The sequence below is a fragment of the Anoxybacillus dikiliensis genome (assembly GCF_050613275.1).
GTDB lineage: Bacteria > Bacillota > Bacilli > Bacillales > Anoxybacillaceae > Anoxybacillus.
In genome coordinates this window covers 2,267,629-2,283,437 of record NZ_CP187112.1, presented here as the reverse complement: position 1 = coordinate 2,283,437, position 15,809 = coordinate 2,267,629, and the positions used below count along the sequence as shown (strand labels likewise).

At 40.3% G+C, this 15,809-nt stretch carries 15 protein-coding genes and 1 other annotated feature; of the genes, 6 read left to right on the top strand and 9 right to left on the bottom strand.

The genetic code is table 11. From position 1 onward, the window contains the following. Nucleotides 1-55: 55 nt before the first annotated feature. The 5 genes from ACPF7I_RS11925 to ACPF7I_RS11905 all read right to left on the bottom strand — a co-directional run bounded on the left by ACPF7I_RS11925 (nucleotide 56) and on the right by ACPF7I_RS11905 (nucleotide 6,666). The gene (locus tag ACPF7I_RS11925; protein ID WP_430746143.1) at nucleotides 56-1,750 is read right to left on the bottom strand and encodes an O-antigen ligase family protein; all 1,695 of its coding nucleotides are present in this window, start codon (nucleotides 1,748-1,750) and stop codon (nucleotides 56-58) included. A 319-nt stretch (nucleotides 1,751-2,069) separates the two neighbouring features. Beyond that, a complete protein-coding gene (locus ACPF7I_RS11920) occupies nucleotides 2,070-3,899 on the bottom strand; it encodes a M14 family metallopeptidase (protein WP_430746144.1) in 1,830 nt (609 codons plus the stop codon). Between the two features lie 502 nt (nucleotides 3,900-4,401). Beyond that, entirely contained in the window at nucleotides 4,402-5,529 is a 1,128-nt protein-coding gene (locus ACPF7I_RS11915; RefSeq protein WP_430746145.1) for a glycosyltransferase family 4 protein, read from the bottom strand. Nucleotides 5,530-5,542: 13 nt separating this feature from the next. Next, nucleotides 5,543-6,061, bottom strand: coding sequence for a phosphatase PAP2 family protein (locus tag ACPF7I_RS11910; RefSeq protein ID WP_430746146.1), 519 nt, complete (start codon nucleotides 6,059-6,061; stop codon nucleotides 5,543-5,545). Between the two features lie 77 nt (nucleotides 6,062-6,138). Next, nucleotides 6,139-6,666 (bottom strand): gamma carbonic anhydrase, encoded by a 528-nt coding sequence (locus ACPF7I_RS11905; RefSeq protein ID WP_430746147.1) that lies wholly within the window; start codon nucleotides 6,664-6,666, stop codon nucleotides 6,139-6,141. Nucleotides 6,667-6,748: 82 nt separating this feature from the next. On the opposite strand from ACPF7I_RS11905, the gene ACPF7I_RS11900 reads away from it, so the two are divergent. Together ACPF7I_RS11900 and ACPF7I_RS11895 are read left to right on the top strand one after the other, a co-directional pair. Further along, complete coding sequence (locus ACPF7I_RS11900; protein ID WP_430746148.1) at nucleotides 6,749-7,567, top strand: lysophospholipase; 819 nt, start codon at nucleotides 6,749-6,751, stop codon at nucleotides 7,565-7,567. Then, nucleotides 7,542-8,612 (top strand): tetraprenyl-beta-curcumene synthase family protein, encoded by a 1,071-nt coding sequence (locus tag ACPF7I_RS11895; RefSeq protein WP_430746149.1) that lies wholly within the window; start codon nucleotides 7,542-7,544, stop codon nucleotides 8,610-8,612. Before ACPF7I_RS11900 ends, ACPF7I_RS11895 begins: the two co-directional genes overlap by 26 nt. Nucleotides 8,613-8,756: 144 nt before the next feature. Here ACPF7I_RS11895 and ACPF7I_RS11890 read toward each other — a convergent pair whose 3' ends face one another. From ACPF7I_RS11890 to ACPF7I_RS11880, 3 genes are all read right to left on the bottom strand, one after another. Then, nucleotides 8,757-9,467, bottom strand: a complete 711-nt coding sequence (locus ACPF7I_RS11890) for a L,D-transpeptidase family protein (protein WP_430746150.1) — start codon at nucleotides 9,465-9,467, stop codon at nucleotides 8,757-8,759. A 92-nt stretch (nucleotides 9,468-9,559) separates the two neighbouring features. Continuing rightward, a complete protein-coding gene (locus ACPF7I_RS11885; RefSeq protein ID WP_430746268.1) occupies nucleotides 9,560-10,132 on the bottom strand; it encodes a class I SAM-dependent methyltransferase in 573 nt (190 codons plus the stop codon). Then, nucleotides 10,132-11,082: a TIGR01212 family radical SAM protein gene (locus tag ACPF7I_RS11880; RefSeq protein ID WP_430746151.1), complete on the bottom strand. Its 951-nt coding sequence runs from the start codon at nucleotides 11,080-11,082 to the stop codon at nucleotides 10,132-10,134. Before ACPF7I_RS11880 ends, ACPF7I_RS11885 begins: the two co-directional genes overlap by 1 nt. A gap of 124 nt (nucleotides 11,083-11,206) precedes the next feature. On the opposite strand from ACPF7I_RS11880, the gene ACPF7I_RS11875 reads away from it, so the two are divergent. Together ACPF7I_RS11875 and ACPF7I_RS11870 are read left to right on the top strand one after the other, a co-directional pair. Further along, nucleotides 11,207-11,470, top strand: a complete 264-nt coding sequence (locus ACPF7I_RS11875; RefSeq protein ID WP_003397789.1) for a YtzC family protein — start codon at nucleotides 11,207-11,209, stop codon at nucleotides 11,468-11,470. Nucleotides 11,471-11,480: 10 nt separating this feature from the next. Beyond that, nucleotides 11,481-11,621 carry a hypothetical protein gene (locus ACPF7I_RS11870; RefSeq protein WP_003397790.1) on the top strand — a complete coding sequence of 47 codons (141 nt, stop codon included), beginning with the start codon at nucleotides 11,481-11,483 and terminating at the stop codon, nucleotides 11,619-11,621. 36 nt (nucleotides 11,622-11,657) lie between these two features. Here the strand turns inward: ACPF7I_RS11870 and ACPF7I_RS11865 are convergent, their stop codons facing one another. Continuing rightward, the gene (locus ACPF7I_RS11865) at nucleotides 11,658-12,434 is read right to left on the bottom strand and encodes a hypothetical protein (protein WP_430746152.1); all 777 of its coding nucleotides are present in this window, start codon (nucleotides 12,432-12,434) and stop codon (nucleotides 11,658-11,660) included. Nucleotides 12,435-12,724: 290 nt separating this feature from the next. Continuing rightward, nucleotides 12,725-12,937 (top strand) — a binding site (T-box leader). A 62-nt stretch (nucleotides 12,938-12,999) separates the two neighbouring features. Between ACPF7I_RS11865 and leuS the strand changes: the two genes are divergently transcribed. Continuing rightward, nucleotides 13,000-15,417, top strand: a complete 2,418-nt coding sequence (gene leuS / locus ACPF7I_RS11860) for a leucine--tRNA ligase (protein WP_430746153.1) — start codon at nucleotides 13,000-13,002, stop codon at nucleotides 15,415-15,417. A gap of 61 nt (nucleotides 15,418-15,478) precedes the next feature. After that, nucleotides 15,479-15,775, top strand: coding sequence for a rhodanese-like domain-containing protein (locus ACPF7I_RS11855; RefSeq protein ID WP_430746154.1), 297 nt, complete (start codon nucleotides 15,479-15,481; stop codon nucleotides 15,773-15,775). Nucleotides 15,776-15,809: the final 34 nt, after the last annotated feature.

The window sequence follows — 15,809 nt, the reverse complement described above, 5'->3', positions numbered from 1 at the left end:
AAAACAAATATAGCATAATTATAAATTTTAGTAAATATATAGTTTTTATGTTTTTTTATTTATAAAAATGGAAACTCCGTTCGTCTTTTCGTTTTTCTTCTTTGATTCGCTCGAGCAAATGTTCCATTTGTACATGTAATTCTTTTGCTTTTTCTTTCCATTGTTTTGCTTCGTGTAAGTGACCATTTTCCTTAGCTTTTTCTTCCATATGGAGATAGAAATTAGTTAAAAGTACATACTTATTTCGATCGAATCGATCGTTTGCTAGTGATTTCTCATAGTAGGTAGCAGCAAGGTTCATATTCTTCATTTTCTCCGCATGCTTTCCAGCGTAAAATAATAAAAGTGCGTGATTTGGTTCATTTTTTAATGCGCGTTCAATGGCTTGTTTCTCGTCCTTTAAAGACAGCAATTCATTTTCAATTGCAAAAAGAACGTACGTTGTGTTCCATTTATTTTGTTCCATCGCCTGCTTAGTTAACATGTACGCTTTTTCTTTTGTATGAGCATATTGTGCAGACGCAAATGTTTGTTCAGCTTTTATAAATTGGAAACATACTATTCCACAAATAATAAACATGAAAGAAGTAAGTGATCCTTTCAAGGACAAATACTTTGACGAATATTTTTCCTGTATTCCAGATGAGACTAGCATAAGAACTGCCATTATGATCACAGGAAACGAAAATGTAAACTCGATGATGGCGTGAGCGATGAGAAATGTAAAGGGTGCGAATTCGGTCGCTCGTTGTTGCCAAAGCTTTGTTCCTGCAAGAGCAATAAGAAATAAAATATATAGTGTACCGACCATACCGATCTCAACGAGTAAATTTAAGTAGCCATTGTGTAACTCACTCGATAAGTAAGGAAAGGATTGCGCACGGTACATGATAAACTTCCATGCCTTTCCTCCAAGTCCCGTCCATATGAACGACTCCCACTCACTCCATGCGTCTTTCCAATATAAGATGCGATCCGTTAATGTATCTAAATTGAACGATAAGCGCCGTTGAATTGTTATTGGAAGCATGTGATATACGAGTCCTTTGAAGCAAATATCAGCTACAAATAGCATAGCCATTATGCAAAGGTATATAGGGAGTAAATGCGCATTATTTATTTTTTGTAATTTATTGTTAATTTCTTTCTTTTCGTAAAACCATAACAGTAAAAGAGAAACAACGAGAACCGTTGCTGCTAAAAAGGAGAAATGAATGTGTCCGTTCGCTATCGTAAGCTTATACACAATAGTTCCACCGATAAAAGAATAAATGGATAAAAACGTATATTTGATATACTGCTTTTTTGGAACGATGAGAAAAGAAGCCAACCAAGCAATGAAAAAGATCCCCCATGCTCCGCGTGATTCAGTCAGTAAAAAAAGCGTCCATAGGGGCAAGACAGCACCCTGATGGGGCAATGATATAGTCGGTCTGTTCTCTCTAGTAGCATAGCCAAGATGAAATAATACAAACATGCCTAATATGGAAGCAAATGCATTGGCATATTGAAAAAAACCGTTAAGGCGTTCTCCTAGACCAGACACTTCTTGTGAAACAGATAAAAGAAAATGCGGAAAAGAAATGACGTTCGTGAGCACGACATAGCTCGAAACGATTACAGTCCATGTGATTCCTAATATGACTAATTCCTTATTTTTTACAAATGAAAATAAGATAACAAAAGCAATACAGCTAATCCAAACGATTATTTGTTCAATCGTCCCTTCAATCGTTTCAACTCTAAACAAAAGCGTCGCCAGATAAAAAAAGGGAATAGGCAATAACCAAGTTGGAAAGGAGAGAGATTCTTTTCGAATAACAATGTACAGCAACAGTAACCCGCACAATGTGCAAGCGACTAAGGAAAAAGAATACAGATGGATAGGATGGTATAAGCCAAAAGAAAAAATGGCAGTAACAAAGAGAAGATAAACGATTAAATACATAGCAATCTCCTTTCGTCTATGCATATTTTTCAGAAAGCTGCCTAGCGATTTGCGCGCCAATCTTAAAAAAATGTAGCCGAAAAAAGCTAGCCTCGCAAAAGTAGGGCTAGCTTTTTTCATGCTATTTGACCTCATTTGCCATCATTAAGCCAACAGGTTTGTTTTTATTCCAAATCGAAGGAAATAGCTTCAAAGGAACCGGTCGTTCTCCGACGTACGGAGCAACTTCAATAGTAAATCCCGGCTTTTTAAACTGAGAAACGAACCAGTCTTTATATCCGCCACCACTCGGGTTTTGAACAGGTTTGACAAGGGAATATCCCGTCTGTTTGGAAAGCATTGATGCAAGGCGTTGATCACGATATACGTGCTCCTTCGGCTGGAGGAAATGCCAGAAAATAATTTGACCAGACGAATGGTAAGAGACCGTTATTTCAAAGTTGCGAGCGAGTGTAAATTGGCGCATCGCTTGTGCTTCTGGCTCACTAAAAGGCTTAGAACCTTTGTAGTTTTTTGGCGCAGGCTTTCCAGGATTGCTTCGAATCGTTGCCCATCTTGCATCGTATTGACGGTTCAAGTCCACTCCTCTGACGTTTGCTTTCCACGCAGAAAAGTCGCGTTTTCCTTTGTTAATAGCTAAAGCGAGTGCCCCATTTTTGACGGCTGTATGTCCTTTTTGCACGAGTGTAACACCATCCGGATTGACCATCGGGACAAACCAAATGGACGTTCGATCTAAAATAGTTCGTGCGTCGTATTGATCTACTTTTGTCAAACTTGTATAAGCGAATGCATATGTATCTAGCATTTCCATGAGTACATTAGTCGTAATATGCTCTCGAGCATGGTGCGATGCATTCATAAAGATCTCTTTTGACCCTTTACCTAGTTTAATAGCGTAAATATTTCGCCCCTCAACAGACTGACCGATGATTTGTACTTGAATAAGGTCAGGATAAAACATTTGTAGACGGGTAACATCTTTTACAAGTCGTTCATACGTGTACGCCTGGTTGGGAAGAACGACTCCGTCTCCGTTTATCGTCTCGCTAATGTGTAGCTTTGGTACATATGCTACCTTTCCTCCTAGTACAATTTTGTACATGTTATTGACAGTTCCTTTGGCAAGCCATACGTGCTTGTCATCCATTTGTAAAATCGGGTTACTTCCGTTTGCTTCACTGTATATTACCGTCTTTTCTTTTGTTGCGATTAAGTGGGTGAATGGATACGGCGATGTAGGTTTGAACATGATATCTGTCGGTTTTGTCCCTACTTTTGGTACGTATCCGAGCATTTGTCCAAAAGGGATTTCGTGCCATTTTCTTTCGTATTCTCGCTTTCGGTAAAGAACGTTTCCTTTTTTCAAAGTCCCTACTTTCGTCCATTTGCCATTTTTATTTACGTACACAGGAACATTTTCTACTGCTACTTCAAAGGTAGGTGATTGAGAAGGGAACGCGAACTCTACGCTTTCTTTATCAACGAAAGCGATACGTCCCGCTACGATGACAGTGTACATATTTCCTTCATCGGCAATCATCGAAAAAGAGAGTTCTTTGCCTATTGTTCCTAGTTCCTGCTGCTCGGTGCCGTAGTACAAAGTTGTTTCCTTTATTGTATACATGCGATAGTACGTCTTATTTTCTTTATCCATAAATAAAGAATAGTCTGGCGTATCAATTTCTTCTACGCTCGTTTTTTCAACGTAACAAGTCTCTTCTCCAACTTTGATTTGATAATATGTATCATCGTCGGAGGCTGACACCTTTAGCTGTTCACCTGTGCGAAGGGAGCCGACTTTGACATATGTATCTTGTTGCTTTTTATAAATGTTTGTTTCTTCAATCGTTTGTACGAACGACTCATTGGCATGAACGACAACATGGTGAAAAAAAATAAAAGTGAAGACGCATAAAAAAGCCATAAAAAATAATTGTAACCTGTTCATTTTTCTCCTCCTATTTCTGTAAAACTTGTATATTTAAAATCAAACTTATTATAAATGGATTTATAAAAGTTGTACAATAGTAGAATGAAAAGTTTATACATTTTTTAACGTACTTGTGTGAAAAAATGCAAACTTGTGTGTGGTGAAAGAAAAAGTGGGGGACAGATGATAAAAACCATGATCGATGAGTGATATACGTTAGTTTAGTCAAATGTGTAGAGCTAGTACATATGATTTTGGGAAAGAAGAAATAAAATGCATGCAGTAATCTATTTAGCTGATTTGTGAACCAAGGATTGATAAAGTACATATCGATTTTGTCATTACCTTACAACGTACTGCAAGTAACTATCATTGGCCAGTTACTTGCAGCGAACTATCGAAAAATACAAGAACAAAAGAGGGAAAATGTCTAAACTTTTTCTGCTAGTTTTTACTTCGGGAGATGTTGGGAGAAACATTTTTTCAAAAACTAAAGGAAGGTGTCATTCCACGTCCGCTCTCATGCGTAATGAGAGTGACGCGTGTGAATGACTTGCTCGTAGTGGGAAAGAAGCTCGTTACATATGTGTTCCCAGTCTTTTGTCTGGGCATATTCGCGGGCGGCTTTCCCCATTTGTTTTCGCTTCTGTTCATTTTCGAGCATATATTCGATTGCTTTTTGCCAATTATTTAAATCATCAGGGGGACACAATAAACCTGTTTGGTGTTCCTTTACAATTGTTGTCACACCACCACGGTTGGCGCACACAGCAGGAGTACCAGATGCGAACGATTCTAATACAACATTTCCGAACGTTTCTGTCGGGGATGGAAATGCTAGTACATCCGCGGCTGCATATGCTTCAGCCAACTGCTCTCCGCTTAAAAAGCCAGTAAACGTTACGTTGTTAGGAGCATTTTGTTTTAGTTGTTCTTTTAATGGGCCATCACCGACGATGACCCAGTGAATAGAAGGGGACATTTGCTTAGCAAGTTGAATAAGGAGATCGACATTTTTTTCGCGTGCTAATCGGCCAACGTACAAAACGATATGTCGTGCAGTAATACTGTATGTTTTTCGAAACGATTCGTTATTTTCGCGTGGGTAAAATGTTGAGCAATCCACACCGCGCGACCAAATGTGCAAGTTTGTAAAGCCACGTTGTTGCAAGTGATTTAGTGTTTCTTCAGAAGGGACGAAAATTTTTTCGGCCGAGCGATGAAACCAGTGCATATAGCGCCAAAGCCAAGGGGATAAAAAATCAAGATTGTAGTACTGTAAATATTGATCGAAATGTGTATGGTATGAAGCGACAAAGGGGATATTCATTTTTTTGGCATAATGCAAACCACATAAACCGATGTTAAAAGGAGTAGCAATATGAATAAGCGAGGGCTGAAAACGTTCTAATTGTTGTCGCAAAGCTATAACATTTGGAATAGCTAAACGACATTCAGGATAAAGAAAAAAACGGAAGCTTTTAAAATGATAAATAAAATTTGTTGAAAAATCATCCTCCCGCGTTTCCGGAGCGAAAACGCGGAAGTCAATTCCACGAGATTGTAAGAAGTCGACCCATCTTTTTAATGTTCGGGCGACGCCGTTCACTTCAGGGGCAAACGTGTCAGTAAACAAAGCCACTTTCATGACTATTCCTCCCTTATAAAATAACAGAAAATGAAGCGACGCCAAACAACGTACCGAGCATACCGCCTGCGAGCACATCAGAAGGGTAATGAAGCCCTAAATAAATACGGGAGATTGCGACACTACCCGCGATGGGCAAAAGAAAAATCGTTAATGCCGGGGCGTATAGTAAAAATGGAATGATGACAGAAAATATGGCGGTTGTATGTCCGGATGGAAATGAATGATCAGTTAACGGATTTTTTGTGACTTTCGTGTTATGAAGTGAAATATACGGTCGCTTGCGTGGGTACATTTTTTTCATGATTGCGACAGGAATATGGCTAAGTGCTAATGCGATGGCACTGGCGATAGCAGCATCTCGCCATTCACCACGCAACAGCCAAACAGCTAGCATGACAACTGTAATTGAACATGTCGCCCCGCCAGCGTGTGTAATCGAACGAAAATATGCGTTAAGCCACTTACGATCAAAATAACGATTAATGCTGTAAAACAACTTGCATTCCCAATCGTACCATTTTCTCAACATAAACAAATCCCCCTGAACTTATGATAAAATATATATGTTAAGTCAATAATAAGGCAATGTAAAAATACCACGCTTATTTATCGCGTGGTTTGTTTACATTGAAGCGATTTATAATATTGACCCTTTTCAACATATTCACGGCGAATTCGTGCCATTTCACGTTCATCTTCTTCGGTTAATTCTCGGATGACTTTTGCCGGACGTCCGAATGCAAGTGTGCGAGGAGGGATTTTTTTCCCTTGAGGCACAAGACTGCCAGCACCGATAAAAGCTCCTTCACCAATTTCAGCACCGTCTAAAACGATAGAGCCCATACCGATGAGAGCGCCTTTTCTTATGATGGCACTATGCAAAATGACTTGATGGCCAACGGTAACATCATCTTCAATAATGAGTGGATTGTTTGGACTTTGGTGAAGGACGGAGTTGTCTTGAATGTTTACACGGTTGCCGATGATCGTTGGGGCGACATCCCCGCGAATGACGGTGTTAAACCAAACGCTCGTTTCCTCCCCGATTGTTACATCACCTGTAATAGTGACGTAATCGGCGATGAAAGCGGAAGGTGCAATGTTTGGCGTATGTTCTTTATATGGATAAATCATTTGGCTCGTCCCTTTCGTTTCATTTTGTTATATTTAGTGTACAAATTTTTCGTTTATTCGTAAATAACAAGGAGGGGTGTATATGTGGAAATGGGAAGGAGAAAATGCAAAAGGTACAATTGTCATTGTTCACGGTGCCGCTGAACATCATGGTCGGTATAAATGGCTCATTGAAATGTTTCGTATGCATGGTTTTCATGTTGTTGCAGGGGATTTACCAGGGCAAGGGACGACATCGCGCAGTCGAAGAGGACATATTGACTCATTCGACGAATATATCGAAGCGGTGGCAAGCTGGGTGCATGAAGCGAGCGTGTACGAACAGCCTATTTTTTTACTCGGTCACAGTATGGGAGGGCTTGTCGTCATTCGCACATTGCAAGAAAAGCGGCTGCCTGTCCGGGGTGTCATTTTATCGTCCCCATGTGTAGGGCTTGTTCATTATCCGCCGAAAGCGCTTGAGATCGCCTCACGCATTTTAAACGTCATTCATCCAAAAAAACGCTTTCCATCGGGGCTAACAGTAGAGATGGCAACTCGAAACGAAGAAGTGCGAGAAATGGATAAAAACGATTCATTGTATGTCACAAAGGTGTCTGTTCGTTGGTATCGTGAGTTAGTGAAAGCCATCCGCATCGCTCATGAAAAAATTGCGCAATTACCAGATGTTCCGATGCTTGTCATGCAGGCGGGGGATGATAAAATTGTCGATAAACGTGCAGTCAAATCATGGTTTGATCAGTTGACGGTGAGCGAAAAAGTATATAAAGAATGGCCAAAACTATATCATGAAATTTTTAACGAACTTGAACGTGAACAAGTATTTTTATATGCCCATACGTTTTTAACTTTGCAGTTGCAAAGAGGTGAGATGATTGAACGTGCCAACCAATCCTTTTAGTTTAATGCGCGCTGTATATCATCGCGTTTTTCCGATCGTTCATCGCGAATTAGCTGTTTGGAAAAAAAGAGCTGAAGCTATTCCGAATGAAGAATTGCGAAAACAAGCGTTGGCGAGCATCGCGACAAAAACGTTCCATTGCGAAGGGGGAGCGATTTTATCGTTGCTTGCTGGAAAAGAGATGGAGCGATGCATTCGTTTTATCGTTGCTTATCAGACAATGAGCGATTATTTAGATAATTTATGCGATCGAAGCACGTCACTTGATCCGAACGATTTTCGCGCATTGCACGGTTCGATGATGCACGCATTAACTGTCGGGGCAAAAAAAGAGGCGTATTATCGCTATCGGACGGAGCAAGATGATGGGGGGTACTTGCATGCTCTTGTCGATACGTGTCAAGAAACGTTAGAAGGAGTTCGTCATTATGAATTGATCGCTCCATTTTTACACGAGCTCGCATCATATTATTGTGATTTACAAGTACATAAACATGTAGAAAAAGAAGAGCGAGTTCCTCGGCTCAAGCAATGGTTTGCACAATATGAAGCATCGTTGCCGAAAATGGAATGGTATGAATTTTCTGCTTGTTCTGGTTCAACGCTCGGCATTTTTTGTTTAGTTGCTTACGCCTGCAACGATGCGTTCGATCAGCGTCTTGCTCAACGTGTGCGCGACAGCTATTTTCCGTACGTACAAGGGCTGCACATTTTGCTTGATTATTTCATTGATCAAGAGGAAGATCGGCAAGGTGGGGATTTAAATTTTTGTTTTTATTATCCGAATGAGGAGACGCTATTTGCCCGTTTACGTCACTTTATTGAAGAAGCAGATCGCCATATCGCACAGTTACCACATCGCGATTTTCATCGTTTTATTCATCGAGGTTTGCTCGGATTATATTTATCAGATGAAAAAGTACACGAGCAAGAAGGTATTCATAAGCTAGCGAAACAATTGTTGCGCTCCGGTGGCATGACATCCCACTTCTTTTATTGGAACGGCAGAATGTATCGAAAATGGCAAAAATGGATGTATGCGTGAGAAGGTGCGAGAGACGGACACCTTCTCATTTTTACTCCCCTATGCCATTTAGGTTAGGGGGGAAAGCTATAACTATTTTGGAGTCAAGGCCTTTGTCTAGCTGAAAGTTCAAGTGATTGCAAAACAATACATGATACGTCCAAACTATTTAAGCATTTGTAATTTTTCTTTTTTTGTACTAACTACGATGATCGGATTCTTTTTTTGATCGAGAGCTTTCATTATTTTTAATACATTGGTTTCAGATGTAGCAATACAACCAAGTGTATGTCCGGAAGGTTTGTTCCAAATATGTATAAAAATAGCACTACCTCTTCCTTTTACAACAGGTTCATCATTATAACGAATAACAATAGCATGCTTATAGAGAGGATGAGTTAATCGTTCAAACGATTTCCAACGTTTTTTGGGGTTCCCGCGATAATGGATCCAGCGGTTATAGTCCGGTGATGAAGGATCATCGACCCAATAGTCGTACTTTGTTGTTTGGCGATAGGGTATTTTTAATGATGCTGGTTTTTTACCTGTCCCAAATGCAGTGCCGAGTGGGAAGACGCCAGAAGGAGTTTTTCCGTCACCTTCTTTTTTGTTTTTAGTCATTCCATTTCTCCCAATAACGACGGGAATATCGGGAAATACTTTTTTCCAAACCCCTTTTTCTTTCTCATAAAAAGCGAGTATTCCGCTCTTTAGGTTTTCATTATCAGTTGTGACAACGATTACTTGTTCATTGCTCTTGAGATTGTTGAGTTTGTTATACCATTCGTTTTCTGCGGAAGACGAATTTGCAAGGGCTGGAGTTGATAAACTAGCTATGAACAGTAAGCTAAGCAGTAACAGAAAAACATTGCGCATAAGCCTCTCCCCACCTTAATGAATGTTTGTTGCTCTGAATTATATTTCATATATTAACATATTTTTATCCAAATGTGTTGTTTATTTGAATTTTACCTTTTCTCAATCGCGACGATAAACGGCGGATGATTGATTTGATTCATAAATTCGTATCGAATGACGTGTGCGCGCTGTTGATCGATTGTTGAAACGTATTGTAAAAGAGCATCACGCTCGATTGCTCCTTCGAGATGACCATGATAAATGACGAGGACAATGATTCCTTCCGGAGCCATGATCTCAAGCAATTGTTCGATGGCAGCAATCGTTGAGTTTGGTTTTGTAACAATTTGTTTATCTCCCCCAGGCAAGTAACCGAGATTAAACATCGCGCCGGTAATGCGTCCTTTATATTGGGAAGGGATATGTGTATGAAGTTCCGCGTGGCTCGCTTGTAGGAGCGTGACCCGTTCTTCCATACGATGTTCACGCAATCGCTTTGTTGTGTTTTCAATTGCTTGTGATTGAATATCGAAGCCGAACACATGCCCAGACGACCCGACACGTTCAGCTAAATAAAGCGTATCATGACCGTTGCCAACCGTTGCATCGACGACGATATCGCCCTCTTTGACAGCTAAGTCGATGAGCGAGCGCGCAAACGGCAAAATGCGCATGAGTTTCATCATCTTTCTCCCTTTCGTACATATTTTTTCCCTTGATAACTATTACGTCGCTCTAATTCGGCATCGATGGCGTTTAACACTTCCCATTTGTTGACGCTCCACATCGGACCGATCATTAAATCGATCGGACCGTCTCCTGTAATACGATGAACGATCATCTCTGGCGGCAATACCTCTAGCTGATCACAAACGAGTTGCACGTATTCGTCGAACGTTAAAAAGCGAAGCATTCCTTTTTCATATTGCTTCACCATCGGAGTTCCTTTTAGCAAATGTAGCAAATGAATTTTAATGCCTTGCACATCTAAATGAGCGACCGTTTTTGCTGTTTCCATCATCATGTCGTACGTTTCAAGCGGTAATCCGTTAATAATATGGGCGCACACGCGAATGCCGTGTTTGCGTAGCTTTCGCACCCCATCTACATAGCACGAAAAGTCATGCGCGCGGTTAATTAACGTAGCGGTTTGTTCATGAACGGTTTGCAAGCCAAGTTCGACCCATAAATACGTTCGTTCATTCAGTTCAGCTAAATAGTCCACGACATCGTCGGGTAAACAATCGGGGCGAGTTGCGATCGACAACCCGACGACTCCTTCTAAATGCAACACTGTTTCGTATTTTTTACGCAAGACGTCAACGGGTGCATGTGTATTTGTAAACGCTTGAAAATAGGCAATATATTTGCCGTCTTTCCATTTCGTATGCATTTTTTCCTTAATTGCATGAAATTGCGTCACTAAATCGTCTGTTCGCCTACCTGCAAAATCACCGGAACCGGCTGCGCTACAAAATGTACAGCCACCGTATGCGACTGTACCGTCGCGGTTTGGACAATCAAATCCGGCATCAAGCGACACTTTGAACACTTTTTCACCAAATGTTTGACGTAGGTGGTAGTTCCATGTATGGTAGCGCTTATTGTCATTTGTATATGGAAAAGGATTCATTTTGATCACCTCGCATCATTTTAGCATTGTAGCACGTTTCGAGTGAGAAACTCAACGGGATCGTGATAAACGTCAAAAAAATGTACAAACTATAAAGTGATCGAGAAGAAAGGAAGGGATGCGTATGGCAACAAGACAGTCGATGGATGAGTTTTTGCAACATTGTGAAGATGTGCTTCGCTATGCAAAGGAGCAATATACGGAAGCAAGCAAGCTTGAACATTATAACGATACAGAATATGTAAAAGCTCAGCAAATGCTTGAACATGCGGTAACTGATTTGGCACATTTTTCATTAAGCTGCAATGCCCAACAACGCGAACAATTACATCGCATGCGGTTGCAACTTGAACAATTACAAAACGATATGATTTTACTTCGTCATTAGGAGGAAACAGATGAAAAAACGTTCGAAACAAAACAACCCAGAACAAAAAACGTTGCATGCGAAAGATTTTGGTGATCCTGTCAAAGAAGTGAAACAAAGAAATGCGAAAAAAGGTCAAGAAGCAAAAGCAGAATATCATGATGAAACGTAATTGCCCCACTCGGAGATGCTCCGAGTGGGGAATAGCTCAGTTTTTCTTCAACATATCGTCTAGTTTTTCTGGGGTAAGGGTTGTCACCTCGTAAAAAACAGGGTCAATATATGTGCTTGATGCTTTTCCTGCTAATTCATATTCAATTTTTGGTGTAACAATATAAAAGTCAGCTTTTTGTTCTGATTTTTCAGCGAGAGTAAAATAAATATTTATTGTTTCGTTTGCCCCTACGCTCTGTTTTTCTGATTGATCGTTTATCTTTATATCTTTTATCTGTAAAAAACTGTTTTCTACAGTTACACGCTTTATTTGAATCGTGTGTTCTGAAATATTTTTCAGCTTTGCTTGAAAAAATTGCGTATTTGGATAAGCTGTCACATACTCATTTTGTGGAGTAAATATCCCCTTCTCGCCTACAACTAACTTGATATGACCGATCGGGAATGTCTCTTTGTATTTCTGGTCAAATATGAGAGTTATTTTAGATATTGTCGTGCTACTTACTTCTTTTAAATGTAAATTGACAGCGATATTAAATAATTGAAAGTCTTTGTATTTATCACCTTCGATAAGATCATATTGCATGTCATCAATTGCATGTGCGATTTCGGGAAAGTCGATAGATGTTACGTTCGTTAGAGGGCTGTCACTTAGTAAAATAAAATTAAGAACGAAAGGATCATCTTTTTTTGCTACATATACACCGTCCCATTTCCCAAAAACAATAAATCCTTTTATGCGTTCCGACTGGCATCCGGAAAAAAGAAAGCTGACGAGCGCACAGAAAATGAGAAAAGATTTTTTTATCATAGGCACTCCTACTATCATTATATTAGTTTTTGTAAACGACTTTTAAAGTTTCCCAATGAAGAGATTGGAAATGTAAAAACAAGGGTGAAAGACAAGAAGAATAGACACAACTTTTCCGTTATTATACTACCTTTCTAAATTTTATAACAAAACACCTTAATTATAAATTAAATAAAATAAAAAATTCAATTTTTTTATTTGTATAAAAATTAAACATATCGTTCCATACGTGAATACACTTGCAACGAGGGCGTAAATTTTTTAAAATAATGTGTATAATGAAATAATGGAAAATGACGGTGAAAAGGAGTAGTAGTAAACAAATGGTCGACAGAGAGTTGACGGATGGTGCGAGTCAACCGAAATTTGTTTACGAACTCGCCTTGGAGTCGCGTATGCGAATGAAGTAGCGTGCGCCGTGAATCTGCGTTAATGATGAGAGTGAGTGCACGATTCGTGCGCTAACAAGGGTGGTACCGCGGGAGAATCCTCTCGTCCCTTTTTGGGATGAGAGGTTTTTTGTTTTTCATTTTTGTTAAAAATGAACAAAAAGGAGGTTTGTCACGTGAGTTTTAATCATCGTGAAATCGAAAAAAAATGGCAAAAGTATTGGGAAGAAAATAAAACGTTTCAAACGACAGAAGATGACGGGAAGAGAAAGTTTTATGCGCTCGACATGTTTCCATATCCGTCAGGGGCAGGTTTGCATGTTGGACACCCTGAAGGGTATACAGCGACAGACATTTTAGCGCGCATGAAGCGCATGCAAGGATATAACGTGCTACATCCGATGGGGTGGGATGCGTTCGGGTTGCCAGCTGAGCAATACGCGCTTGATACTGGAAATGATCCAGCGGAATTTACGGAAAAAAATATTAATAACTTCCGCCGTCAAATTAAATCGCTCGGTTTTTCATATGACTGGGATCGCGAAGTGAATACGACCGATCCGAACTATTACAAATGGACACAATGGATTTTCTTAAAGTTGTATGAAAAAGGATTAGCGTATATGGATGAAGTGCCGGTCAACTGGTGTCCTGCACTAGGGACGGTGCTTGCGAATGAAGAAGTCATTGATGGTAAAAGTGAGCGCGGTGGTCACCCGGTCATTCGTAAGCCGATGAAACAATGGATGCTTCGCATTACGGCATATGCTGATCGCTTGCTTGAAGACTTAGAGGAGCTTGATTGGCCAGAAAGCATTAAAGAAATGCAGCGCAACTGGATCGGTCGTTCGGAAGGAGCAAACATTCATTTCCAAGTCGATGGGCATAATGAAACGTTTACCGTGTTTACAACACGTCCCGATACGTTATTCGGTGCCACTTATGCGGTGCTCGCTCCTGAACATCCGCTCGTTGAAAAAATTACAACACCGGAACAAAAAGAAGCTGTTGACACTTATTTAAAACAAATTCAAAGCAAAAGCGACCTTGAGCGGACAGATTTGGCGAAAGAAAAAACAGGTGTATTTACGGGAGCGTATGCGATCAATCCGGCTAATGGTGAAAAATTGCCAATTTGGATTGCAGATTATGTGTTAATGAGCTACGGCACGGGGGCCATTATGGCGGTGCCAGCGCATGATGAGCGCGATTATGAGTTTGCAAAAAAATTCAATTTGCCGATCAAACAAGTCGTTGCTGGTGGCGATATTTCAAAAGAAGCGTACACAGGTGACGGGGAACACGTGAACTCTGATTTCTTAAATGGGTTAAATAAAGAAGAAGCGATAAAAAAAATGATTGAATGGCTAGAGGCAAACGGAAAAGGCGAGAAAAAAGTGTCGTATCGCCTCCGCGATTGGCTGTTTAGCCGCCAACGTTACTGGGGTGAACCGATTCCGATCATCCATTGGGAGGACGGTACGATGACACCAGTGCCAGAAGAAGAATTGCCGCTTGTGTTGCCGAAAACAGATGAAATTAAACCATCAGGAACAGGTGAATCACCGCTCGCGAACATCGAAGAATGGGTGAACGTCGTTGACCCGAAAACAGGCAAGAAAGGTCGTCGCGAAACGAATACGATGCCACAGTGGGCAGGAAGTTGTTGGTACTATTTACGTTACATCGATCCACATAACGATAAGCAATTAGCTGATCCTAAAAAGCTTGAAAAATGGTTGCCGGTCGACATTTACATCGGCGGCGCAGAACATGCGGTGTTGCACTTATTGTATGCACGTTTTTGGCATAAGTTTTTATACGATATTGGCGTTGTGCCGACGAAAGAGCCATTCCAAAAGCTATTTAACCAAGGAATGATTCTTGGAGAAAATAATGAAAAAATGAGTAAGTCGAAAGGAAATGTCGTCAACCCAGATGATATCGTTGAAAGCCATGGCGCCGATACGTTACGTTTATACGAAATGTTTATGGGACCGCTAGAAGCGTCGATCGCATGGTCGACAAAAGGGCTTGACGGTGCACGTCGTTTCTTAGATCGCGTATGGCGTCTATTTGTTGAAGAAGACGGTCGATTAAATCCGAAAATCGTTGACAATCCACAAACAGATACACTTGAACGTGTATATCATCAAACGGTGAAAAAAGTAACAGAAGATTACGAAGCGCTTCGTTTCAACACAGCAATTTCACAATTAATGGTGTTCATTAATGAAGCATATAAAGCGCCTGTATTGCCGAAAGTATACATGGAAGGATTCGTAAAACTGTTATCGCCAGTTTGTCCGCACATTGCGGAAGAGTTGTGGGAAAAACTAGGTCATAGCAACACGATTGCTTACGAAGCTTGGCCAGCATACGATGAAGCAAAATTAGTTGAAGATGAAGTCGAAATCGTCATTCAAGTGAACGGAAAAGTACGTACAAAACTACATGTGCCAGCTGATGCAACGAAAGAACAACTTGAGCAATTAGCAATGGAAGACGAAAAAATTAAAGAACAAATTGAAGGGAAAACAGTACGTAAAGTCATCGCTGTACCAGGAAAATTAGTTAATATTGTTGCAAACTAATCGCAAAAAAGCCTCTCGCACATACGGTGAGAGGCTCTCGTTAAAAGAAAGGGAGAGATCGATGAAAGAAATAACAGCAGCACAACTAAAACAAATGATACAAACAGGTGAGCGCGTTCATGTTATTGATGTACGCGAAGATGAGGAAGTCGCTTTTGGAATGATTCCGTCGGCGATTCATATAAAAATGGGCGATATCCCTCATCGAATGAACGAATTAGATAAAAATGAAACGTATGTCATTATTTGTCGTTCCGGTGTTCGTAGTGAGCATGTGTGTCGTTATTTAGAGGTGCATGGTTACGATGTATGTAACGTCATTGATGGGATGCTTGGCTGGGATGGTGAACTTGAGTAATTGAAATGTGATAATTGCCTTAGAAACAATAAGA